Genomic DNA, 22,509 nt, shown 5'->3' with positions numbered 1-22,509 from the left:
TTCAATGAGCTGCTGTGGCGTATTTGCCATCACGCCGGGCTGCGACGGCGCAGCACGCCGCGTACCTCGGCCACCATGCTGCGGTTGAAGAGCAGGCTGGCCAGGCCATAGGCCAGCATGCCGCCCAGTACTTCGGCCACCAGGGCCCAGGCGCGCGGCTGTGCCGCCAGCGGTGTACGCAACAGGGTGACGGCGCCGAACATCAGGGCAGCGCACAACAGGGCCGGCCCGGTGCGGCGCGCCACCGCCTCCGCCCCGACGCCGATGGCGGCCAGCATGCTGCGCATATTGATGAAGAGCACCACCGGGTAGGCCAGCAGCCAGGCATAGGCCACGCCCTGGATGCCCCAACGCGTGCCGAGGTAGAAGGCGGGCGGCATCACGATGCAGGACAGCAGCACATTGCGGAAATTGATGCCCGGCTGGCCGAGCGCGTCGGTGACGGTCGGCAGCATCTGGGCCAGGGTGCGGAAGGGCATGACCAGGCACAGCACCTGCAGCGGCAGCACGGCGCCTTCCCAGCCCTTGCCGAGCACCACGCTCACCAGTTCCGGCGCCACGCTGGCCATGCCCCACAGGATGGGGAAGGACAGCAGGCTGATATAGCCCAGCAGCTGCAGCACGCCGGCGCGGATGGCCGGCAAGTCGTGCTGGGTGCGCGACAGGATGGGGAACAGCACCTGGTTCAGGATGCCTGCCATGCGCTGCACCGGCAGCGAAGCCAGGTGCATCGAGACCGAATACCAGCCCAGCGCCTGGTCGCCCAGCACGCGGCCGACGATCGCCACGTCGGCCTGCATGAAGCTGTACCACAACAGGCGGGTGGCGGTCAGGCTGCCGCCAAAGCCGAGCAATTTGCCCATCCCCGCCAATGACCAGTCCGGCCGCGGCTGGCCGGGCGCGCACCAGTTCAGCGCCCCCATGCGCCAGGCCTGGGTGGCCAGCATGCCGGCCACCAGCGACCACACGCCGGCGCCAAACAGTGCCATGAACAGCGTCGCTTGCGAGCCGACCAGGGCGGCACTCAGTTCGACCAGCGAACGCTGCTTGTACTCCAGGCGGCGCTGCAAGCGCACGTCGGGAATAATCGCCAGCGGCAGCAGCAGGAATTGCACGGACAGCACATGCAATAGCGGCTGCAGCCGCACTTCACCGTAGAAGGCGGCCACCAGCGGCGCCAATGCATTGGTCAGCAAGAAAAGCACGAGGTTGACCAGCCAGACCACGCCCATGGCTTGCCGCAGGTCCTGTTCGCTGATCTCCTTGCGCTGGATGAGGGCCGGGCCCAGGCCGACCTCGGCAAACATGCCAAGCAGGCCAAGCACGACGGTGCACATGGCCAGCAAGCCGTAATCGGAAGGCGCCAGCAGGCGCATGACGAAGATCGTCACGCCCCAGGTAATCAGTTGCGAGCCCAGCTTGGCCCCTGCCACCCACTTCACGCCACGCGCCAGCTCAGTTTGGAATTTCATCGGTAGTCGAGGCAATCATGGCGAGGCAGGGAAAGGAATTGCAATCAGGATAAGGGAGCGAACCCGGTGCCGCAAGCGCGGCTGTCCGGTGCGGGATTGCCAAAACGTCCAGCATATTATCTTAATGATATGATCGCGGCAATCGCGAAATTGACAGTCGCCCCCTTGGCTGGCATGATCATGATGGTCAATTGACAACATTTAACGGAAATCAAATGCTCCAGCTCCTGCGCTCGATCAAGAACAAATTCACTCCCGAGGCGCCGCTGCCGCTGGGCGCCGTGGCCGAGCGCGAGGCCGACCGGCGCGGCTTGCCGGCCCACGATCCAGGCATCGAGGCAGTCATCGCCGCCTGCACCGACTGGCTGGGCGCGGCCCAGGACCATTCCGCCTCCGCCGACGGCGGCGTGGCGCGCGACTTCAGCCTGGTCAAGGGCTGGGCCACTTCCTACCCCGAAACCACCGGCTACATCGTGCCGACCGTGATCGAACTGGCGCGCCGCCAGGGCAGCGCCGAATTGCACCAGCGCGCGCGCCGCATGCTGGACTGGTTCGTCGCGATCCAGTTTGCCGAAGGCGGCTTCCAGGGCGGGCGCATCGATTCCAACCCGCGCGTGCCGGTCACCTTCAATACCGGCCAGATCCTGCTCGGGCTGGCGGCCGGCGCCAGGGAATATGGCGATGCCAGCTACCTGGACGCCATGCATCGCGCCGCCGCCTGGCTGCGCGATTCGCTGGATGAAGACGGCTGCTGGCGCAAGCATGCAACGCCGTTCGCCAAGCCGGGCGAAAAAGCTTATGAGACCCATGTCGCCTGGGGCCTGTTCGAAGCCGAGCGCGTGGCGCCGGGCCACGGCTACGGCGAGGCCGGCCTGCGCCAGGTGGCATGGGCGCTGGGCAAGCAGCAGCCCAACGGCTGGTTTGCCTCGAATTGCCTGAACGACCCGGTCCATCCGCTGAGCCACACCATCGGCTATGTGCTGCGCGGGGTGCTGGAAGGCTACCTGCTGTCGAAACGCCCCGAACTGCTGCAAGCTGCCGAGCGCACCGGCAGCGCCTTGCTCGAAGTCGTCGGGCCCGACGGCTTCCTGCCGGGCCGCCTGGACAGCCAATGGCGCCCTGCCGCCACCTGGGCCTGCCTGACCGGCTCGGTGCAGAATGCCCACTGCCTGTTCCTGCTATACCAGCTCACTGGCGAGGAGCGCTATTTCGACGCCGGCCGCCGGCTGACCCAATATGTGCGCCGCACCATCAAGGTCGACGGCCCGAAGGAGACGCGCGGCGCGGTCAAGGGCGCGTTCCCGGTGGACGGCGCCTACGGCGAATACGAATTCCTGAACTGGGCCGCCAAGTTCTGCATCGACGCCAACCTGCTGGAACAGGACTTGCTGAAAGCCCGCAATGCTTAAGCAGGCCAAGCGCCTGGCCAAGGCCGTGCTGGAAAAGCTGCGCCGGCGCAGCAGCGCCCGCGAAGTCAAGCAGAGCCAGCGCCACGTCAGCCGCGACGAGCTGGTGGCAGGGCTGGCAAGGCTCGGCATTGCCAAGGGCGACGCCGTCTTCATCCACTCCTCGCTGAAAAGCCTGGGCTATGTGGAAGGCGGCGCCGCCACCGTGGTGCAAGCACTGCAGGAAGCGGTCGGCCCGGACGGCACGCTGGTGCTGCCGACCTATTACATGCCGGGCGGCTCGATCCGCGGCACCTGCGAAATGAAGGATTATGTGTTCGACGTGCGCAAGCACGGCACCAATATGGGCCGCCTGCCGGAAGCCTTCCTGGCCAGCGCGGGCATCGCGCGCAGCGTGCACCCGACGCATTCGGTTTCCGCCTGGGGCCGCCATGCGGCCTACCTGACCGAAGCCCACCACCGCGCGCCATCGGTGTTCGGCGAAGGCTCGCCGTGGCAGCGCTTTGTCGGCCTCGATAATGCCAAGGTGCTGGGCCTCGGCATTTCGATGGGCCCGGTCACCTTCTACCACGTGCTGGAAGATGCCATGGGCGACGCCTTCCCGGTGCCGGTATGGGGCGCGGAGACTTTCCGCCTGCCATGCATCGACCAGGCCGGCCAGCGTAGCGACGTGCCCCTGCGCCCCTTCGACCCCGAGCTGGCGCAACGCCGCATCGACCATCGCTCGCGCGAGGACTTGCGCCAGTATTTCATGGCCGAATTCAAGCGCGCCGGCCTGCTGCATGCCGGCCAGGTCGGCGAAGCGCCATCGTGGTGGATTCCTGCGCGCGGCTTCTTCGACCACCTGCAGCGGCTCGCCGGCGAGAACCTGACCATCTACTCCACGCCGGAACAACTGGCAGCGCGGCCGCTGGCCTAGGCTGCCGGGGCCGCCATCGCGGCGCCAGCCCGGCGTGCACTCCAGCGCGCGCCGAGCCTGATCATCGGCAGTTCGACCAGGTGATAGCCCAAGCCGGTGAACAGCACCAGCAAGGACAGGAAAAGGCTCCATTGCCAGAAGGGATGGAGCGCATCGAGCGTGCGAAACGCCAGTCCCATCAGCGGCGGGTGGAACAGGTAGATGCCATAACTGTACTTGGCGATGAACTTGCTGGCACGGTTCAGGCGCGGCGCCGACATCTCGCGCAGCCAGGGGATCGCCAGCCCCACCGCCAGGCACACCAGCCAGCGCCCGTAGTTGTTGGCGCGCGGCTCCGCATAGGCGACAAACGCCGCGCATGCCAGCGCCAGCAACGGCGGCCACAGCCAGCCCGGCAAGCGCTCCCTGCCCTGCATGCGCCAGGCCAGTACCCCGGTCAGGAAACAGGGCGCAAACTCGAACAGGCTGAGGCGCGCGGTCACCAGCGGCTGCAGCAGGGCCAGCGGAATCGACACCAGCCACAGCGCCACCAGCCAGCGCAGCGGCCGCCGCCGGAACAGCAGGAACAGGAGCGGCAGCAGCAGGTACATCTGTACTTCCAGGCACAGCGTCCATAACACGACCGACATATAGCGCGCATACACCAGGTTCTGGACCAGCAGCAGGTTGGCCGCCAGCTCAAACGGCGTCCATTGCGCATCCATGAAGAAGTAGATGCCCAGCAGCAGGACGGCTGCCAGTGGATAGATGCGACAGGCGCGCTGCAGGTAGAAGGCCCGCAACAGGGCCGCCCCGTCCAGTTGCTGGCGCTCCAGCGACTGCATGAGCACCAGGCTGGTGTGCACAAAGAACAGCATGACGCCCAGCTGGCCCAGGGCGAACGAAACAGGATTGGTACGGATGGTGTAGCCGGCGATATGCGCCGTCAAGACCAGCAGCACGGCAAGCGCACGCAGGAAATCAAGGTTCGGCTTGAACATCATGGCTCCGGACGCGTGGTGCAGGAACTTCAGTCTGCACCACGATCGGAGCCCGGGGTTTGCGCTAGGTCATGCGCCGGTAAGCTGGCGCGCGCCGAGTTCCTTGCGTTCGCGCCAGGCCGCGCCCAGCTTGATCATCGGGTGTTCGATCAAATGGTAGCCAAGGTAAGGCAAGACCACCATCATGGCCCAGAACAGGCTCCACTGCAGCACCGGATGCCAACCGGCCAGCGTATCGAAACACAGGGCCAGCATCGGATAATGGAACAGGTAGATGCCATAGCTGTACTTGGCGATGGTTTTGCTGACGCCATTCAGGACAGGCGTGCCCAGCTGGCGCACCCAGGGGATCGTGAGACCCAGCGCCAGGCAGACTGCCCAACGCGAATAGTAATGCGTGCGCGTCTCGGCAAACAGGATGTAGGCCAGGCTGGCAAGGCCCAAAGCCAGCGGCCATAGCCAGGCCGGCAGCCGCTCCCTGTCGCCCAGGCGCCAGGCGATCACCCCACCCAGGAAGCAAGGGACGTAGGACAACACATTAAAGCGCGGCGATACGATGGGCGGCAGCAGCCCCACCGGCAACGAAAGCAGCCAGAATGCAAACAGCCATTTGATCGGCCTGTTGCGGAAGAAGACGAACAGGAAAGGCAGCATGAAATACATCTGGACTTCCAGCGGCAGCGACCACAGCGGGTCGCTCATCAGCCGCGTGTACGTCAGGTTCTGCACCAGCGCCAGGTTGGTGAACAATTCGTAATACGTCCAGTGCTGGTCCATCAGGAAATAGACGCCGAGCACCAGGGTCATCGACAAGGGATAAATACGGCAGATGCGCTGGATATAGAAGCGCTTGAACAAGGCCGTGCCGCTTGCATCCTGGCGCTCCAGCGACTGCATCAGCACCAGGCTGGTATGCACGAAGAAAATCATCACGCCCAGCTGCCCCATCGCGTACGAAGCTGGCGTAGCCTGGCCGTATGCGGTGCGGAAGACATGCGAGAACAGCACGAACAGCACGGCGACCGCACGCAGCAGGTCAAGGTTCGGTTTGTTCATCATGTCGCTGCACCCCGATGGTCGAGTTCGTATTCTTGCATGAAATTCACACGCTGGGCCATCTTAAGGGAAGCGCAGGCGCCAAGGCCGGGCCCGGCGCAAGGGATTGAGTTCCACTACCAGGGCGCAGCGGGTCCAGCCGGCCGCGGCAAAGGCGCGCAAGGATGGGTGGTTGTTATGCCACACCCGCGCAAACAGGCAGTCAAAACCTTGCGCCGCCATATCGGCGCCCGAGGCGGCGATCAATGCCGGCGCCACCTTGTGCCCGCGCATGGCGGGCGCGGTAATGATCTGTACCAGCTTGGCCTGCTTGTCCTGCAAGGGCCAGAAGCCGCGCGGAAGGTAGCGCTCACCATACCAGTAGAAGCACAGGCCGACGATCTGGCCGCCATCGCGGCAGGCGTAGGCACGTGCGCCCTCGCCTGCGTAAAAGGCTTGTTCGCGCATGACCGGATCGGGCGACGCCTCGATTTCGGCACGCTGCACCGGGCCGATCACAAAATCCGCCGCCTGCGGCGGCATCGGCGCCGGCCCTGCGCTGGCACGACGTTGCAGCACGCGGTAGATGGAATAATCACCCAGCACCGCCCGGGCCAGTTGCTTGAGCAGCGCTTTCATACGGCCGCAACCCGGCCAAAACGCAGCATGCGCTTCAAGCGCGCCTTCAGCCCGAAGCGCTCAACCATGCGGCCCAGCCACCCCGACAGCAGGTTCATCGCGAAATGCGCGCGCAGCAGCAGGCTGTTGGCCAGGCTGCGGCGCACCAGGAAGATATTCGCGCACAAGCGCTGCTCAGTCGCAAACAGGCGCTTGTGCTCGGTTTCGCCCTCGGTGAAGTCGAAGTAGCGGAACTTGCCTTCGTTAAACAAATCTTCCAGCGCCAGCCATTGCAGCACGGTGCCGACGGACATCTTCATGTACTCGGGGTCGTAACCCTGGTAGGAGTAGCTCAGCACACCATCGCTGGCCGGGCAGAACAAGTAGGACACGGCACGTTCTCCATCGAACAGCAGGTAGGCGCGCGCCTGGTCATCGGCAGCCCAGGCGCGCGCCTGCTGGCGGAACGATTCGCTGGCCGGCAGGCCGGCATCGAGCAGGCGATCCTGGTAGGTACGGCGCGACAGCGGCAAGGCCAGTTGCAGGAAAGCGTCGATTTCTTCCGGCGTTCGGTAGCTCTTCCAGCGCAGTTCACCGCCCGTCTGTTCGGCGAACTTGCGCACCTTGCGCACAATGGTGGCGCGGGTCTTGGAGGAGAACTTGGCCTGATAGGCTGCAAAGCCCATCCCAAGGTCGATGAAGCAATGGCGGTAATGCTGCGGCACGTAGCACAGGTAGTCGCCGGCCTTGCGGAACGGCGGCGCCTGCTCGTCAAGCGGAACGCCGCGTTCAACGAAGCCCTGGCTACCGGGCAGCAACTCCTGCACGGGGGCGTGCAGCGATTGCGATTGCCGCAGCGGGGCGCCCAGCTTTTCCGGACGCACCTGCAGCGGAAGCGCATAGCTGGCCAGGGTCAGGTCGCTGAGCTGGAACCTGAACGGGACCTGGCGCAATTCCCAGCGGCTCATCCATACCTCCGGCGGTAAGCCTGTTCCACCATGCGCATGCCAGTGCGGTGAAATGGGGAAGTCAGCGGGCCATGCTGGATGCCTGGCACGGCTTGCTGGCGGCCGGCAAAGCCGGCGGTGCGGAAACTGTCACTGTGCTGCTCCAGGAATTGGCAGAGGCGGCGGAAGCGCTGCACCACCACGGGGTCGCTGCGGGTCTTGGCCGTATTCAGCAGCTCGAAGCCGTGCGAAAGGAGGACGAACGCTTGGCGGCCCTGCTCCAGCGCTTGCCACAGCAAGCCTTCCAGCTCCGCCGACGAGCAGGAGGTCAGTTGCGCGTGGCGCAAGCCGCGGCCATCACGGTACACCGTCATCGGATATTCCGTTACGCCGTCGCAGCTGGCCGGATCGGTCATCAGGGTGCCAGGCATGACGCCGCTGTCCGGCCCCATCAAGGTGGCGTTGTAACTGCTGTCAAACGGCAGGCCATTGGCGGCCAGCGCACGCAGGCTGTCGCGGTTGAAGCCGAAGCTGCCGGCGCGGAAAGCGTTCACGTTCGTAGCCCCGGCATGCTCCAGCATGTCCCTGCCCTTGCGGATCAGAATGGTCTGTTCGTCGAGGGAGAAGTAGCGCAGGTGCTGGCGTTTGCCGGCCACCGATGGCAGCAGCGGCTCACGCGCCTCGTCCACCCATTCGGTATGCAGGTGCAACTGCACCTCGTGGCCGGCCGCCTCGATCATGCCGGCGATTTCCGCCAGCGGCTGGAGGCCGAAGCGGGCGGCGAACAGCGGTTCGACAAAGAACACGCCCTTCAGGCCATGGTCGGACAGCACTCTAAGCTGGTAAGGCAAGCCGTAGTCACCACCTGCCGTGGGGCCATGGATGTAGCGACGGAAGGCGTCCGGAAAGCGGGCATCGATGTCTTGCCAGCCATCGCACCAGATCTCCACATCGACAGTAATCAATACATCCAGCATGCGCGCGCCAGCTTCTGGTTAACAAAATTTACACAATATTAACGATTGACCAAGGGCGGCGCAACCCAGGCTTGTAGCGAACATCAATTATTTCTTGCAATGGAGGCGTTATCGGCAGGACGCAACCGTAATGTCACCAGAATACTTACGCACAGTTTCAGCATGTCCCGGTCCGCCAGGCTTGCAGGCGCCGGCGCTACGGCCTCAGTTACGCCGAAGGCCATGGGACAGACACGTCCACAACCCAGGTCACACCAAATCGGTCGCGCAGCATGCCGTACAGCGGCGACCATTGGCTTGGAGCCAGCGCGTGCATGACTTCGGCGTCCGCGGCCAAGCCTTCCCACAGGCTGCGGATGGCGTCGGGCTTGTCGCCGCGCAGCGAAACAAAAAAGGCCTTGTCGCCGGGATGCCAGTCGAGACCAGCCTGCACGTCGTAAGCCATCAGCGCGATGCCGTCTTCACCTGTGACCTGGCCCCACACGATGTGCTCTGGATCGGCGGCATCCTGGGCCCGGCCGGCTTGGGAATAGGTGACAAACGTCTGCTCACCTTTGAATACATCGGCGTAGAACTGCAGCGCGGCGCGAGCTTTGCCCTGGAAATTCAAGTGAATTACGGTACGGATGGACATACGGGACTCTTTCAATCGGTTTAAGGGTTGGTTTGCTACGGTGATACTATAAGCACCCCTCCTGCCAATTTCTGTCAGTGGCAAATGTCCCGATCCGAACGACTTTTCCTTCTATTACAAGCATTGCGCACGCTGTCCACGCCCGTCACGGGCGAACAATTGGCACGCGAAACCGGGGTATCGGTGCGTTCGGTCTACCGCGATATCGAGACCTTGCGCGCAGGCGGAGCCGACATCGAAGGCGAGCCGGGGTTCGGCTATACCCTGGTCGACGATGGCAGCCTGCGGCCGCGCACCTTCTCCCGCATCGAGATCGAGGCCCTGACGTTGGGGCTGGCGCAAGTCCGGCAGATGGGCGACCCGGCACTTGCCGCGGCAGCTGATGCGGTGCTGAGCAAGGTAGCGGCAACGCTGCCATCGGCAGGGCAACAGCATGTGCTGCATGCGGTATCGCGCGCGCACCGCTTCGATGACCAGGCAAAGCTGGTTGATCCGGATAACATTGACATGGACCTGATACGCAAAGCATGCTGGCGCGAGGAGGCGTTGGAGATCGCTTACGTCGCAGGCAATGGCATTGCGACCCATCGCACCATCTGGCCATTGGCGATCGTGTATTTGGATCGGATGCTTGTGGTGCTGGCGCGCTGCTGCCTGCGGGATGACTTTCGCATTTTTCGCGTGGACAGGATTACGACGGTGGCTACTGCAGGTATCAGCTTCCGTCCACACCGCGCCGCGCTGTTACGCAGTTATCTGACCAGGTTGGACGAGGAATCAGTAGCTCGGCCCCCCTCTTTGGGTCCACTGCATACACTGGTTGCCGAGACAACCAGGTTGAGCGCATAGCGTTGCCACGTTGGCCTTGGCTCCACCGCCGGCCGATATTCACGAAATTTATGGATTACGCGACCCTGCAATCAGTACTGCGAAACGTCGACCCTACACTTGGCTTCGCCGTGCAAAGCGAGTTGCTCGACCCCTTGTGGATCGATATTTGTTTGCAAGACAAAACGAAATGGGATCGCGCTACAGCGCAGAACAACTATGAAATATTCCGCAAGGGAGCCGAAGCGGGTTCTCCGTTTGCAATGTGCATATGTTCCCGCTTTAGTTTGGCAGGTCTCGGCCAATCAAGGTCGGCTGAAAAGGCGCTTGAGTGGGCAGCCATGGCGGTGGCTTGCGAAAGTGCCCTTGGACACTTTGAAATGGGGGCCTTTTACCAGCGAGGGATAGGCCTACCTGTGCACCTTGATCAAGCGCGGGCGCACTACCTGAGTTCAGCCAAACTCGGCTTTGGTTTCGCTGCAACTCAACTCGCCGTGATGTATCAAACTGGCCAGTTCGGATCAATCGATATGGCAAGTGCTATTGAGTATGCAACCCTTGCATATCAGCTGAATGATGCGATGGCGCCATTGATGATCGCGAATTGGTTTGAACGGGGAGACAGTGTCGCGAAAAACGAGGAGGAAGCGGCGCGCTGGTACTTGCGGGCAGCCGGCGATTGGACGCATAACTTTGCCAAACGGCGAAGTTATGGTTCCCATCACAAATGGGCATGAAAAATGCGGGGAAATTGGCGCGGCTGGCGGGGATCGAACCCACGACCCTCGGCTTCGGAGGCCGATACTCTATCCACTGAGCTACAGCCGCTTGCTGATGCTGAAGAGACACGAAGGATAGCCGGAAATCCATTCCATAGCTAGGGGTTTCCGTCTATAATCGCAGGTTTGACGAGGGCGCGGCGTTAAAAATGCCAAAAAGATAACCCTCCAGCAGCTTTCGAAAACTGTCCTAAGGAAATCATGAGCCACGAATCCGCTATCAGAACGCCAAAGCAGCTGGTCGCTGCCGTTGTAGGTTTCTTCGCTGTTACCATCATTGGCATCGTTTTGCTGGTGCAGTTTGTGACCCAGGAAAAACTGACTGGCGCGGGTTCGGAAAGCCAGAGCGCGGAAGCTGTTGCTGCTCGCCTGAAGCCTGTTGCGGATAACGGCTTTACCCTGAAGGATGTCAACGCGCCTAAAGTGCTGCAGACCGGCGAGGCTGTTTACACTGCGACTTGCGCAGCTTGCCACGCTTCGGGCGCTGCTGGTGCACCTAAGGTCGGCGATAACGGCGCTTGGGGTGCTCGTATTGCTCAGGGTTATGACACTGTTGTGAAGCACGCTCTGGAAGGCCTGCGTGCGATGCCTGCCAAGGGCGGCAACCCGGACCTGGATGATGTGGAAGTGGCGCGCGCTGTTGTGTTCATGGCGAATAAGTCTGGTGGCAAGTTCAAGGAGCCTGAGGTGAAGCAGGCTGCTCCGGCTGCTGAGGCGCCGGCTGCGGAGCCTGGCAAGGGCTGAGCTCTTTCTCCCGCGTTTAAAAAAACCGCTCGATTGGAGCGGTTTTTTTTTGCCTTTTTGAACCGGTAAACCTGGGTCTGACCCACAGGGTCAGACCCCGTCTGTGCTGTGGCTGATGGTGTTGGTTTAAGGCTTTTGACTTGTTGCGAAAGTCAAAAGCGCATAACCTGACCCGCTCTATCGGTTTACCAGATAATTACGCGCTCTTTCGGTGCGAGGTACATCTTGTCGCCTTTCTTCACTCCGAACGCGTCGTAGAAGCCCGGCTGGTTGCGCAGGCTGCCGTTGGCGCGGAATTCTTCGGGCGAGTGCGGGTCGGTGGTGACCTGGCGGATCAGCGCCGCGTCACGCGACTTGGCGCGCCATGCCTGCGCCCAGCCTTGGTAGAAGCGCTGTTCGCCAGTAAAGCCGTCGATCAGCGGCGCTGGCTTGCCGCCCAGCGACAGCTTGTAGGCCTTGTACGCAATCGCCAGGCTGGAGTTGTCGGCGATGTTCTCGCCCAGCGTCAGCTCGCCGTTCACTTTGTAGCCTTTGACCGGGCTGAAGGCGCCATACTGCTTGACCAGCATCTGCGTCTTGGCCTTGAAGTTGGCGTGATCGCGCTTGGTCCACCAGTCGCGCAGGTTGCCGTCGCCGTCGTATTGCGCGCCCTGGTCGTCGAAACCATGCGAAATCTCGTGGCCGATCACGGCGCCGATGGCGCCGTAGTTCACTGCGTCGTCGGCGTTGGCGTCGAAGAACGGCGGCTGCAGGATGGCGGCAGGGAATACGATCTCGTTCAGTTCAGGGTTGTAGTAGGCGTTGACGGTTTGCGGCGTCATGCCCCATTCGTCGCGGTCGATTGGCTTGCCTAGCTTGTCCAGTTCCTTCTGCACTGCGAACTCGGTGGCGCGATTCACGTTGCCAACCAGGTCGTTGCGGTCGATGGTCAGCGCGCTATAGTCGCGCCATTTGTTCGGGTAGCCGATTTTCGGCGTGAACTTGGCGAGCTTGGCCTGCGCTTCGTTCTTGGTCTTGGCGCTCATCCAGGGCAGCTTGTCGATGCTGTCCTTGTAGGCCGCCAGCAGGTTCTTCACCAGTTCTTCCATACGCGCCTTGTTGGCGGCCGGGAAGTGCTGCTCGACGTAGACCTTGCCGATGCTTTCGCCAAGCGCGTTTTCGGTGGCGGTGACGCCGCGCTTCCAGCGTGGGCGATTCTCGGTGGCGCCGCCCAGTTGCTTGCCGTAGAACTCGAAGTTGGTTTCGACGAAGTCGTTGGACAGGAACGGTGCGTTGGCGCGGATGACGTTCCAGGCGAAGTAGGGCTTGAGGGTGTCGAGCGCGGTTTCGGCCAGCAGCTTGTCCAGCGCTTTCAGGTAGCTTGGCTGGCTGACGATCACGTATTCGACCTTGCCGGCGATGCCCAGGCCGGTCAGGTAGGCGTTCCAGTCATAGTGCGGCATCAGTTCGCCCAGCTTGGCGACCGGCACCTTGTTGTAGGCCTTGACCGGGTCGCGCAGCTCGACCTTGGTCCAGTGCAGTTGTGCGATCCTGGTTTCGAAGGCGACGATGGCTTTGGCGTTGGCGGCGGCGTTGGTGTCGCCGGCCAGCGCCAGCATTTTTTCGACGGTGGCCCGGTATTTGGCCAGCGTTTCAGCCATCTTGGCGTCGTCTTTTTTCAGGTAGTAGTCGCGGTCTGGCATGCCCAGGCCGGATTGCACGAAGTCCACCACGTATTTGGTGGAGTCCTTGTTGTCCTGGTGGATGCCGATGTCCATTGGCGCCGCGAAGTTGCGGCGGTTGTGGTACGCGAACAGGGCTGGCAGTTCCTTCTTGTCGCTCAGGGCAGCGATGCGGGCCAGTTCGGGCTGGATGGGGGCTACGCCCAGTTGTTCCAGGCGGGCTTCGTCCATGAAGGCGGCGTAGAAGTCGCCGATGCGTTTCTTGTCGGCGGTGTCGGCGCTTTGGGCGCTGTCTTCGATGATCTTGCGCAGTTGCGGCTGGATGTCTTCGAACAGTTTTTCGAAGACGCCCCAGCTGGACATTTCGGCGGGGATTTCGGCTGTGGCCAGCCATTTGCCGTTCAGGTGCTTGAAGAAGTCGTCCTGGGCGCGGATGGCGGGGTCGACGTATTGGAGTTCGATGCCGGATTTGTCGGCGGCGCTGGCCATTGTTGCCAACAGCGCTGCAGCGGCGGCGAGGAGGTGTTTTTTCATGGGGTCCTTTAGAACCGGTAAACCGGTGTCAGACCCGCAGGGTCTGACACCCGAAACGCGGCGGTTGCGGGGCCAGTGTCTGACCCCGCGGGTCAGACACTGCAGTGCCGGTTTACCAGATGATCGCGCGGTCTTTTGGCGCGAGGTACAGCTTGTCGCCGTCCTTCAGGCCGAAGGCTTCGTAGAAGCCTGGCTGGTTGCGCAGCGTGCCGTTGGTGCGGAACGGGCCTGGCGAGTGCGGGTCGGCCTTGATGCGGGAGATCAGCGCTGCGTCGCGGTACTTGGTGCGCCATACCTGCGCCCAGCCCATGTAGAAGCGCTGGTCGCCGCTGAAGCCGTCGATCACAGGCGCTTTCTTGCCTTTCAGCGAGAGCTTGTAGGCCTTGTAGGCCACGGCCAGGCCGGAGTTGTCGCCGATGTTCTCGCCCAGCGTCAGCTCGCCGTTGACCTTGTAGCCTGGCAGGGCTTCGAATTCGCCGTACTGCTTGACCAGGATGCCGGTGCGCTCCTTGAAGCGCTTGCCGTCTTCTTCGGTCCACCAGTTGCGCAGGTTGCCGTCGCCGTCGAATTGCGAGCCCTGGTCGTCGAAGCCGTGCGAGATTTCGTGGCCGATCACGGCGCCGATGCCGCCGTAGTTGACCGCGTCGTCAGCCTTCATGTCGAAGAACGGCGGCTGCAGGATGGCGGCCGGGAACACAATCTCGTTCATCTCAGGGTTGTAGTAGGCGTTGATCTGCTGCGGTGGCATCAGCCATTCGTCGCGGTCGATCGGCTTGCCCAGCTTGTTCACATTGCGTTCGTGTTCGAACTGGCTGGAACGGATCACGTTGCCTGCCAGGTCGTCGCGCTTGATTTCCAGCGCGCTGTAGTCGCGCCACTTGTTCGGATAGCCGATCTTGGTGGTGAACTTGGCCAGCTTGGCGTGGGCTTCCTTGCGGGTCTCAGGGCTCATCCACTCCAGGGTGTCGATGCTTTGCTTGAAGGCCAGCAGCAGGTTCTTCACCAGCTGTTCCATGCGGGCCTTGGCTTCCGGCGGGAAGTGCTTGGCAACGTACAGCTTGCCGACCGCTTCGCCCATCGAGCCTTCAGTCAGGGATACGGCGCGCTTCCAGCGTGGGCGCAGTTCGGTGGCGCCGCTCAGGGTGGTGCCGTAGAAGGAGAAGTTTTCGTCAACGAAGGCTTTGGAAAGCTCTGGCGACAAAGTCGCCAGCAGGCGGTAGTCCATATAGGCCTTCCAGTCTTCCATCGGCACTTCGGCGATGACTTTATCCAGCGCCTGCAGGTAGGTTGGCTGGCTGACGATCACGTCCTTCACCTTGCCGTTGATATGCACGCCTTCGAACCATGTGTCGAAGTCGAAGCCTGGCATCAGCTCTTTGAGCTTGGCGATTTCGTATTTGTTGTATGCCTTGACCGGATCGCGCAGTTCGACCTTGGTCCACTGGATCTGGGCGATGCGGGTTTCGACGTTGACCACGGCCTTGGCAGTAGCGGCGGCGTTCTTGTCGCCTGCCAGCGCCATCATCTTGGCAACGTGGGTTTCGAACTTGGCCAGGGTGTCGGCCAGCTTGGCGTCGTCTTTTTTCAGGTAGTAGTCGCGGTCAGGCATCGACAGGCCGGATTGGGACAGGTCGGCCACGTAGCGGGTCGAGTCCTTATTGTCCTGGTGGATGCCGACGTCGAACGGGCTGCTGACGCCCATGCGCGAGAAGTGCGCGAACTGGGCTGCCAGCTGCTTCTTGTCGTTCAGGGCTGCGATGCGGGCGCGTTCGCCGGCCAGCGGGGTCAGGCCCAGTTGCTCGGCGCGGGCTTCGTCCATCATGGCGGCGTACATGTCGCCTACGCGCTTGGCGTCGGCGTTACCGCCCTTGGCAGCGGCTTCTTCGATCAGGGTGCGCAGTTGCGCCTGGACGGTATCGGACAGCTGGACGAAGGTGCCCCAGGTGGAGCGCTCGGCCGGGATTTCGGTGTTCTTCAGCCAGGTGCCGTTCTGGTGCTGGTAGAAGTCGTCCTGGGCACGGACTGCCTTGTCCATGTTGGCGGCTTCGATGCCGGATTTCTGTGCAGGCTTGCCGGCCGCGATAGCAGCGTTTGCAGCGAAGAGGCCGATGATGACGGCGCTCAGGATCTTGCGTTTCAAGGTTACCCTCCTAGGTAGATGTGACGGTATCGCGCGACTCTAGCACGCCGGGGTGAAACGTTGAAAGAAAAGCCACGCGACTGCGTGGCTTTTTAGCAAAACAATGATTACCAGATGATGATGCGGTCTTCCGGCTTCACGTACATCTTGTCGCCTTCCTTCACGCCGAAGGCTTCGTAGAAGGCTGGCTGGTTGACCACCGTTCCGTTGGCGCGGAAGCGGCCGGCGGAGTGCGGGTCGGTCTTGATCTGCACAATCGCCTGCTGCTCGCGCATCTTGGTACGCCACACCTGACCGAAGCCCATGAACACGCGCTGTTCGCCGCTCAGGCCATCGATCACCGGCGAAGGCTTGCCGCCCAGGGAGATCTTGTACGCCTTGTACGCAATGGCCAGGCCCGAATTGTCGGCGATGTTCTCGCCCAGGGTCAGCTTGCCGTTGATGTTATAGCCAGGCACCGGCTCGTAGGAGCTGTACTGCTTGACCATGGCGTCCGCCTTGACCTTGAAGGCGGCGCGGTCGGCGGCAGTCCACCAGTCGCGCAGGTTGCCGTCGCCGTCGTACTGCGAGCCCGAATCGTCGAAGCCGTGCGAGATTTCGTGGCCGATCACAGCGCCGATCGCGCCGTAGTTGACGGCATCGTCAGCCTTCATGTCAAAGAACGGCGGCTGCAGGATCGCGGCAGGGAACACGATTTCATTGGCGGTCGCGCGATAGTAGGCATTGATGGTCTGCGGCGTCATGCCCCACTCTTCCTTGTCGATCGGCTTGCCGAGCTTCTCCAGGTTGCGGTTGTAGGCGAAATCGGCGGCGCGGCCCAGGTTGCCGATCAGGTCACCCTCCTTGAACTGCAGCTTGCTGTAGTCGCGCCATTTGTTCGGGTAGCCGATCTTCGGGGTGAACTTGGCCAGCTTGTCCTGCGCCTGCTTCTTGGTCTCAGCGCCCATCCAGTCGATGCTGTCGATGCTCTGCTTGTAGGCCGCCAGCAGGTTCTTCACCAGTTCTTCCATGCGCGCCTTGCGCTCGGCCGGGAAGTACTTGGCCACGTACAGCTTGCCCATGCCTTCGCCGATCGAGGCTTCCACCACGCCAATGCCGCGCTTCCAGCGTGGCTGCTGTTCGGTCACGCCGGTCAGCACGGTGCCGTAGAAGTCGAAGTTAGCCTGGTCGAAATCCTTCGACAGGTATGGCGAAGCATCGCGCAGCAGTTGCCATTCAAAGTAGGCCTTCCAGGTTTCCAGCGGGGTGCTTTCAACCAGCTTGGCGAACTCGGTCATGTAGCTTGGCTGTGCCACGATCACGGTATCGGTCTTGGCGGCGATGCCGGTAGCACCCAGGGATGCCTTCCAGTCGTAGCCTGGCGCGATCTCAGCCAGCTTGGTGATTTCCATCTTGTTGTAACGCTTGACCGGGTCGCGGTTGTCGACGCGCGACCATTGCGCCTTCGCCAGTTCGGTTTCCAGTGCCACGATGGCCTTGGCTTTTTCGGCACCATCCTTGTTGCCGGCCAGGCCGAGGATCTTGGCCACGTGCAGCTCGTACTTGGCCAGCGCGTCCGCCATCTTGGCGTCGTCTTTCTTCAGGTAGTACTCGCGGTCGGGCAGGCCCAGGCCGGACTGGCCCATGTGGGCGGCGTACTGGGTCGAGTTGCGCGCGTCCTGGCTGACGAACACGCCGTATGGCGCCGGCACGCCGGACTTGTTGAAGTGGGCGATCAGCGCAGGAATGCCCTTCTTGTCTTTCAGGCCGCGGATCCTGGACAGCTCGCCGGCCAGCGGCTTGGCGCCCAGCTTTTCCAGCTTGGCTTCGTCCATGTAGGAAGCGTACAGCGCGGCGATCTTGGCGTCGTCGCCTTTCAGGCCTTTCTGGCCCTGCAGGCCCTGGATCAAGTCGCGCAGCTGGAACAGGGTGTCGTCGCGCAGCTTGGCGAAGGAGCCCCAGCTCGACTTGTCGGCCGGGATCTCAGTGGTCTTCAGCCATCCGCCGTTCAGGTGCTCGAAGAAGTCGTCCTGGGCACGCACGTTCTTGTCGATGTACTGCGTGTCGATGCCGGAAGTCGGGGCCGAAGTGTGCTCGTGGCCGCCTGCGTGGGCGAATGCCGCCATCAGGCTCAGGGTAATGGTGCTCAGGATGTGTCGTTTCACTCTCTTTGTCCCTTTAGAATTTGGTTTCAAGTCGAACGCTCCACTGGGTATAGGTGGGGTTCAGTGTGGCTCCTTGTACGGCGAGCCCATTTGCATTGACCAGGTTGTACCCGGTTGCATCATCCGCCAACAGGTTGTTGGCGCTGATTCGGATCTGCGTGCGGCTGTCGAAACGCCACAGCGCATACATGTCCAGCACGCGTTTGCGGCTGGCTTCCACTACTTGCTTGTCGCTCACCTGGGTGCGGATGGCCGGCGTCCAGTTGTAGCTTGTGCCAAGCGTGAGCGGGATGTCTTTCAGGCGGTAGTCCATGCCCACGTTGGCCGTCTGTTTTGCTTGCTGGTCAAGGCGGTTGTCAGGGCCTGGGATGCCGTCGACTTTCGACCAGAAATGGCTGTAGTTGCTGCGGAAGTCGATCTGCGGCGCATTGTCCATCAGCTCGGACAGCGCGAACTTGGCTTCCAGTTCGATGCCGCTGGTGCGGGCGTGGCCGATGTTGGCCGGCGAAGAAACCCAGCGCTGGCCAAGCTCGGTTTGCTGCAGCGTGAGTTCGCGGCGAATCAAGTTGTCGATATTGCGCACGAAACCACTGACGCTGACGATGCCGGTGCGGCCAAGGTAGTGTTCATACGCGAGATCGAGGCCCGTGGCCAGTTCCGGCTTCAGGTTCGGGTTGCCGGTACGGTCAGGGCTGGTGGCGCTGTTCAGGCGCGACAGGAACGGCGCGGCGATCAGGTCCTGCACATTGGGCGACTTGTAGCTCTTGGTCAGGCTGGCGCGCACCTGGTCTTTTTCGTGGCCCGGGATTTTCCAGACTGCGTGCAGCAGCGGGCTGAAGACCTTGCTGGTGTTGCTGATGGTGCCGCTGCTGCGGTCGGACGTGGTGCGGATGCCTTCCCAGCGCGCGCCGACATAGGCCGACCATTGCGGCGTGATGTCCCATTCGTCCTGCGCGAACAAGGCGGCGCGGCGGGTGTCTGCGGCCAGGTTGTCGCCGGAATCGGCGAATTGCGCGTTGCCGCTCCTGTCCAGCGATACGCGCACCTGCTCGCGGTGGCTGGCTTCCAGGTCCCAGCCGGCGGCCAGCAAATGGCCGGCGCCGATTGGGGCGGTGTATTTACCGCCGGTGTTGAGGCTCTTGTCCCTGGTGTTGTCGGTATCGGTAAAGCGGTCCAGCAGCGTGCCTTGCGTGTCGTACTGGTAGCGCAGCGAATCGCTGTCACGCTTGCCCAGGCCGAAGCCGAACTTCACATCGAGCTTGCTGGCGCCCTGCAGGCGGTGCACCCAATTGCCGAAGCCTCGCAGGAAAGTGACGTCGCCGTCGCTGGTCTGCTGCGCCAGGTTGTACTCCGGCGGCTGGCTGCCGACCGGCTGCGACAGGTTGGTCTGCGCCGCGCTATGCGACTTCTGGTGCATCAGGAAGATCTGGAAGTTCAGCGTGTCGCCGTTCTCGAACTTGTACGAGAAGCGCGGCGTCAGGTGCAGGCCCTTGGTGCTGCCGGCGCTTTCGCTTTCAAGGAACTGCTCCTTGGCCAGGTCGCCATCGGCTTCAACTTCCGTGTTGTGGGTGCGGGTGCTGTCATGCTGGCGGTTGACGTTGACCGAGGCCGACAAGGTGTAATTCAGGGCGCCCGACTTTCCCGGCGCTGTGACCGACAGCTCCGGCGAATGGCGGCCCTGCTCCAGGCGGTCGGATGCCTTTACCTGCATGTCGCGCATCTGGTAGCCGTCGCGCAGCACGATATTGATGGTGCCGGCGATGGCGCGGGTGCTGTGCTCGGCCACCGGGCCGCGCATGACTTCGATGCGTTCGACCTGGTCAGGGGACAGCGATTCCATTGAGAAGCCGGCTGGCGGGCGTTCGCCATTGACCAGCACCTGGGTATAGCCGCTGCCCAGGCCGCGCATGCGTACCTCGCCGCCGCGGCCGGCGCGGCCACCGAGCGTGATGCCCGGCAGGCGTTTCAAGACGTCGCCGATATTGCTGTCGCCGTTGCGGTCCAGTTCTTCGCGGCCGAACACTTGCTTGGCCGCCGTGGAGTTGCGGCGCTCCGTCATATCGTCCTGGCGGCCGCCGCTGATGGTGACCTGGGGGACGACGTTATCAGCAGCTTTGATGGCTTCCTGCTGGGCTGCGGCACCGCTGGCCGCTCCCAGGGTCACCAAGGCGAAAGGGATCAACTTCTTCATGAGTGGGCAACGTTGCACGCGGCAGGCCGGTTGGCGCCGCGCAGGCATTGTAATCCCCACCCCGGCGGCTGGCACAGGGCCGCCGCCGTTGTTACTTTACGATACTTGCTACATGCCGCGGCCAGAGCCGCCGCCAATGCTGACGCCGGCGCCGCCACCCGGACCGCCCATGCCACCGCGTCCGCCGTGGCCGCCGCGATGGCCGCCCTCCTCGCCCGATGGCCGTTCCCCACGGCTTCCGCCAAGGCCTTCCTCCATGCGGATCAGTTGGTCTACGAGAAACTTTGCCGCCGCCTGGCGCTGGCCATCGTCCAGCGCGTCATTGATGCCCAGCCACCATTCGCGCAGTTGGCGGTCCTCGGCCGCGGTCGCAGCCTGCTCGGCTTCAAGGCCGGCCTGCAGGTCACGCAATTCGACATTCTGGGCCTGCAAACCCAGCTTGGTTGCTTCCTGCAGGCGTTCGCGGCGCGCTTTACGCTCACGCAGCAATGCCTTGCTCTGGCTCTCCACCTTGGCCCACAGGGTCTGCTGGTTCGCGTTCAGGTTCAGGGACTTGCGAAATTCGGAAGCCATGGGCACCAGGTCTTCGGCGCGCATGTCCATGACCGGCACGGCAAAAGCGGGCGCGACAGCCATGGCCAATACCAGCCAGGCGGCACGGGCAGTGCGTATCAGTTTCATATTATTGCTCCGGAAAAAAAGATGCCCGCGGGGGTGCCGCAGGCATAAACCACTTTAGGGTAGAGAGAAATGGCGAACCCAGTGTAGGCCTGGCAGCGCAGTCGGTCTGGCTTTCTTACAAATACTTACTCTGGTAAACACATTGGCAAACACCTACAAAGTTATGAATTTATCGTGGCTTTTAAAAGGATTTATTCCATGCTGGCAGCTACGATTGCTGAAAATCAGGTTTATACTGAACTCCAATGGCGGACGAGTTAACCGCTGTATTCGGAACAGGTGACACATGGGCAAGAAACTCAAGAACGCTGGGCTGATCGGCCTTGGCGTGGTCGCGGGGGTAGCGGTATCCCTGCAGTTTTCGGCGATGGCACAAAAGCAGGCTGACCCTGTCTTGCCGCTGGAAGAACTCAAGCAGCTTGCCGATGTGTACGGCCTGATCAAATCCGATTATGTGGAAGCGGTGGAAGACAAGAAACTGCTGACCGAAGCCATCTCCGGCATGGTCGCCTCGCTCGACCCGCACTCCGCCTACCTCGACAAGAAAGCCTATGCCGAACTGCGTGAAGGTTCGCAAGGCAAGTTCGTCGGCCTCGGCATTGAAATCGCCCAGGGCGACGAAGGCTATATCAAGATCGTGGCTCCGATTGAGGATTCGCCGGCCTACCGCGCCGGCATCAAGCCGGGCGACATGATCACCCGCCTGGATACCACCTCGCTGAAAGGCCTGAGCCTGGATGAGTCGGTCAAAAAGATGCGCGGCGAGCCGGGTTCCAAGGTAATGCTGACAATCATGCGCAAAGATGAGCCGCAGCCGCTGGAATTCACCCTGAACCGCGAAGAAATTCATCAGAAGAGCGTGAAGGCCAAGATCGTCTCGCCGGGTTATGCCTGGGTGCGCATTTCGCAATTCCAGGAACCCACCGTGGACGACCTCGCGGCCAAGATCACCGAACTGTACCGCCAGGACCCGCACCTGAAGGGCTTGGTCCTGGACTTGCGCAACGACCCGGGCGGCGTGCTGCAAGGCGCGATCGGCGTCGCGGCAGCCTTCCTGCCGAAGGACACCCCGATCGTTTCGACCAACGGCCAGTTGCCGGACTCGAAACAGATCTTCTACGGCCGCGCCGAATACTACTCGCTGCGCGGTGATGGCGACCCGCTGGCCAAGCTGCCGGAAGCGGTCAAGCACATCCCAATGGCCGTGCTGGTGAATACCGGCTCCGCCTCGGCCTCCGAAATCGTGGCCGGCGCCCTGCAGGATTACAAGCGCGCCACCATCATCGGTTCGCAAACCTTCGGCAAAGGCTCAGTGCAAACCATTCGCCAGCTGACCGCCGATACCGCCGTCAAGCTGACCACCGCGCGCTACTACACGCCGCACGGCCGCTCGATCCAGGCCAAAGGCATCTCGCCTGACCTGGCGGTGGACGAGAACGAGGATGGCGACGGCCTGAACAGCCTGCGCATGCGCGAAGCCGACCTCGCCAAACACCTGAGCAACGACCGCGAGCAGGAAGCCGGCAAGGCCCCGCGCGACGAGTTGGAAGAGCAGATGCGCATCCTGGCTGCCGAGAAGAAGCGCAAGCCTTTGGAATATGGCAGTGGCGACGATTTCCAGCTCAAGCAGGCACTCAACCACTTGCAAGGCGTTCCAGTGCAACTGGCCAAGGCCGAATCCAAGCTGGTCAAGCTGGATCTGCCACCGAAGAAATAAAGCTGGCAAAGGTTAAGGCGGCGCCCCCTGGGGCGCCGTTTTTCGTTGCAGATGCGGTAAAATCGGCCATCTTACCGGTCGCCTGACCCATTCTAAGAAAGA

Annotated in this window: 18 protein-coding genes and 1 tRNA gene; 6 read left to right on the top strand and 13 right to left on the bottom strand. The window is 62.4% G+C overall.

Features of this window, described 5'->3' with window-relative positions:
• Nucleotides 1-29: 29 nt before the first annotated feature.
• On the bottom strand, nucleotides 30-1,472 hold the full coding sequence (locus ACN9MW_RS02495; RefSeq protein ID WP_426167247.1) for a lipopolysaccharide biosynthesis protein: 1,443 nt from the start codon (nucleotides 1,470-1,472) through the stop codon (nucleotides 30-32).
• A gap of 215 nt (nucleotides 1,473-1,687) precedes the next feature.
• Here ACN9MW_RS02495 and ACN9MW_RS02490 point away from each other — a divergent pair, with 215 nt between their 5' ends.
• A complete protein-coding gene (locus tag ACN9MW_RS02490) occupies nucleotides 1,688-2,881 on the top strand; it encodes a hypothetical protein (RefSeq protein WP_426167245.1) in 1,194 nt (397 codons plus the stop codon).
• Nucleotides 2,874-3,797 carry an AAC(3) family N-acetyltransferase gene (locus ACN9MW_RS02485; protein WP_426167243.1) on the top strand — a complete coding sequence of 308 codons (924 nt, stop codon included), beginning with the start codon at nucleotides 2,874-2,876 and terminating at the stop codon, nucleotides 3,795-3,797. The genes ACN9MW_RS02490 and ACN9MW_RS02485 overlap by 8 nt, the downstream gene beginning before the upstream one ends.
• On the opposite strand, the gene ACN9MW_RS02480 is transcribed toward ACN9MW_RS02485, so the two are convergent.
• From ACN9MW_RS02480 to ACN9MW_RS02455, 6 genes are all read right to left on the bottom strand, one after another.
• On the bottom strand, nucleotides 3,794-4,780 hold the full coding sequence (locus ACN9MW_RS02480) for an acyltransferase family protein (RefSeq protein ID WP_426167241.1): 987 nt from the start codon (nucleotides 4,778-4,780) through the stop codon (nucleotides 3,794-3,796). The genes ACN9MW_RS02485 and ACN9MW_RS02480 overlap by 4 nt on opposite strands.
• A gap of 66 nt (nucleotides 4,781-4,846) precedes the next feature.
• Nucleotides 4,847-5,836 (bottom strand): acyltransferase family protein, encoded by a 990-nt coding sequence (locus ACN9MW_RS02475; RefSeq protein ID WP_426167239.1) that lies wholly within the window; start codon nucleotides 5,834-5,836, stop codon nucleotides 4,847-4,849.
• A 60-nt stretch (nucleotides 5,837-5,896) separates the two neighbouring features.
• Nucleotides 5,897-6,451, bottom strand: coding sequence for a GNAT family N-acetyltransferase (locus ACN9MW_RS02470; RefSeq protein ID WP_426167237.1), 555 nt, complete (start codon nucleotides 6,449-6,451; stop codon nucleotides 5,897-5,899).
• Nucleotides 6,448-7,398 (bottom strand): GNAT family N-acetyltransferase, encoded by a 951-nt coding sequence (locus tag ACN9MW_RS02465; protein ID WP_426167235.1) that lies wholly within the window; start codon nucleotides 7,396-7,398, stop codon nucleotides 6,448-6,450. Before ACN9MW_RS02465 ends, ACN9MW_RS02470 begins: the two co-directional genes overlap by 4 nt.
• Nucleotides 7,395-8,354: a polysaccharide deacetylase family protein gene (locus ACN9MW_RS02460; RefSeq protein WP_426167233.1), complete on the bottom strand. Its 960-nt coding sequence runs from the start codon at nucleotides 8,352-8,354 to the stop codon at nucleotides 7,395-7,397. The genes ACN9MW_RS02465 and ACN9MW_RS02460 overlap by 4 nt, the downstream gene beginning before the upstream one ends.
• A gap of 208 nt (nucleotides 8,355-8,562) precedes the next feature.
• Nucleotides 8,563-8,988, bottom strand: a complete 426-nt coding sequence (locus tag ACN9MW_RS02455) for a VOC family protein (RefSeq protein ID WP_426167231.1) — start codon at nucleotides 8,986-8,988, stop codon at nucleotides 8,563-8,565.
• A gap of 84 nt (nucleotides 8,989-9,072) precedes the next feature.
• Between ACN9MW_RS02455 and ACN9MW_RS02450 the strand changes: the two genes are divergently transcribed.
• Together ACN9MW_RS02450 and ACN9MW_RS02445 are read left to right on the top strand one after the other, a co-directional pair.
• Complete coding sequence (locus ACN9MW_RS02450; protein ID WP_426167229.1) at nucleotides 9,073-9,837, top strand: helix-turn-helix transcriptional regulator; 765 nt, start codon at nucleotides 9,073-9,075, stop codon at nucleotides 9,835-9,837.
• A 50-nt stretch (nucleotides 9,838-9,887) separates the two neighbouring features.
• Nucleotides 9,888-10,553 (top strand): tetratricopeptide repeat protein, encoded by a 666-nt coding sequence (locus tag ACN9MW_RS02445; RefSeq protein WP_426167227.1) that lies wholly within the window; start codon nucleotides 9,888-9,890, stop codon nucleotides 10,551-10,553.
• A gap of 15 nt (nucleotides 10,554-10,568) precedes the next feature.
• Here ACN9MW_RS02445 and ACN9MW_RS02440 read toward each other — a convergent pair.
• Nucleotides 10,569-10,644, bottom strand: a tRNA-Arg gene (locus ACN9MW_RS02440).
• 152 nt (nucleotides 10,645-10,796) lie between these two features.
• Here ACN9MW_RS02440 and ACN9MW_RS02435 point away from each other — a divergent pair.
• Complete coding sequence (locus tag ACN9MW_RS02435) at nucleotides 10,797-11,339, top strand: c-type cytochrome (protein ID WP_426167225.1); 543 nt, start codon at nucleotides 10,797-10,799, stop codon at nucleotides 11,337-11,339.
• Between the two features lie 185 nt (nucleotides 11,340-11,524).
• Here ACN9MW_RS02435 and ACN9MW_RS02430 read toward each other — a convergent pair whose 3' ends face one another.
• From ACN9MW_RS02430 to ACN9MW_RS02410, 5 genes are all read right to left on the bottom strand, one after another.
• Nucleotides 11,525-13,534 carry a M13 family metallopeptidase gene (locus ACN9MW_RS02430; protein WP_426167223.1) on the bottom strand — a complete coding sequence of 670 codons (2,010 nt, stop codon included), beginning with the start codon at nucleotides 13,532-13,534 and terminating at the stop codon, nucleotides 11,525-11,527.
• 112 nt (nucleotides 13,535-13,646) lie between these two features.
• Nucleotides 13,647-15,674, bottom strand: a complete 2,028-nt coding sequence (locus ACN9MW_RS02425) for a M13 family metallopeptidase (RefSeq protein WP_426167221.1) — start codon at nucleotides 15,672-15,674, stop codon at nucleotides 13,647-13,649.
• A gap of 107 nt (nucleotides 15,675-15,781) precedes the next feature.
• Nucleotides 15,782-17,779 (bottom strand): M13 family metallopeptidase, encoded by a 1,998-nt coding sequence (locus tag ACN9MW_RS02420; RefSeq protein WP_426172101.1) that lies wholly within the window; start codon nucleotides 17,777-17,779, stop codon nucleotides 15,782-15,784.
• Between the two features lie 52 nt (nucleotides 17,780-17,831).
• Complete coding sequence (locus ACN9MW_RS02415) at nucleotides 17,832-20,009, bottom strand: TonB-dependent receptor plug domain-containing protein (RefSeq protein ID WP_426167219.1); 2,178 nt, start codon at nucleotides 20,007-20,009, stop codon at nucleotides 17,832-17,834.
• A 108-nt stretch (nucleotides 20,010-20,117) separates the two neighbouring features.
• Nucleotides 20,118-20,690: a hypothetical protein gene (locus ACN9MW_RS02410; protein ID WP_426167217.1), complete on the bottom strand. Its 573-nt coding sequence runs from the start codon at nucleotides 20,688-20,690 to the stop codon at nucleotides 20,118-20,120.
• A 286-nt stretch (nucleotides 20,691-20,976) separates the two neighbouring features.
• On the opposite strand from ACN9MW_RS02410, the gene ACN9MW_RS02405 reads away from it, so the two are divergent.
• A complete protein-coding gene (locus ACN9MW_RS02405; protein ID WP_426167215.1) occupies nucleotides 20,977-22,407 on the top strand; it encodes a S41 family peptidase in 1,431 nt (476 codons plus the stop codon).
• The last annotated feature ends 102 nt before the right edge of the window (nucleotides 22,408-22,509 follow it).

The sequence above is a fragment of the Pseudoduganella sp. R-34 genome (genome assembly GCF_049904655.1).
GTDB lineage: Bacteria > Pseudomonadota > Gammaproteobacteria > Burkholderiales > Burkholderiaceae_D > Rugamonas.
This window is presented reverse-complemented; position numbering and strand designations above follow the sequence as displayed.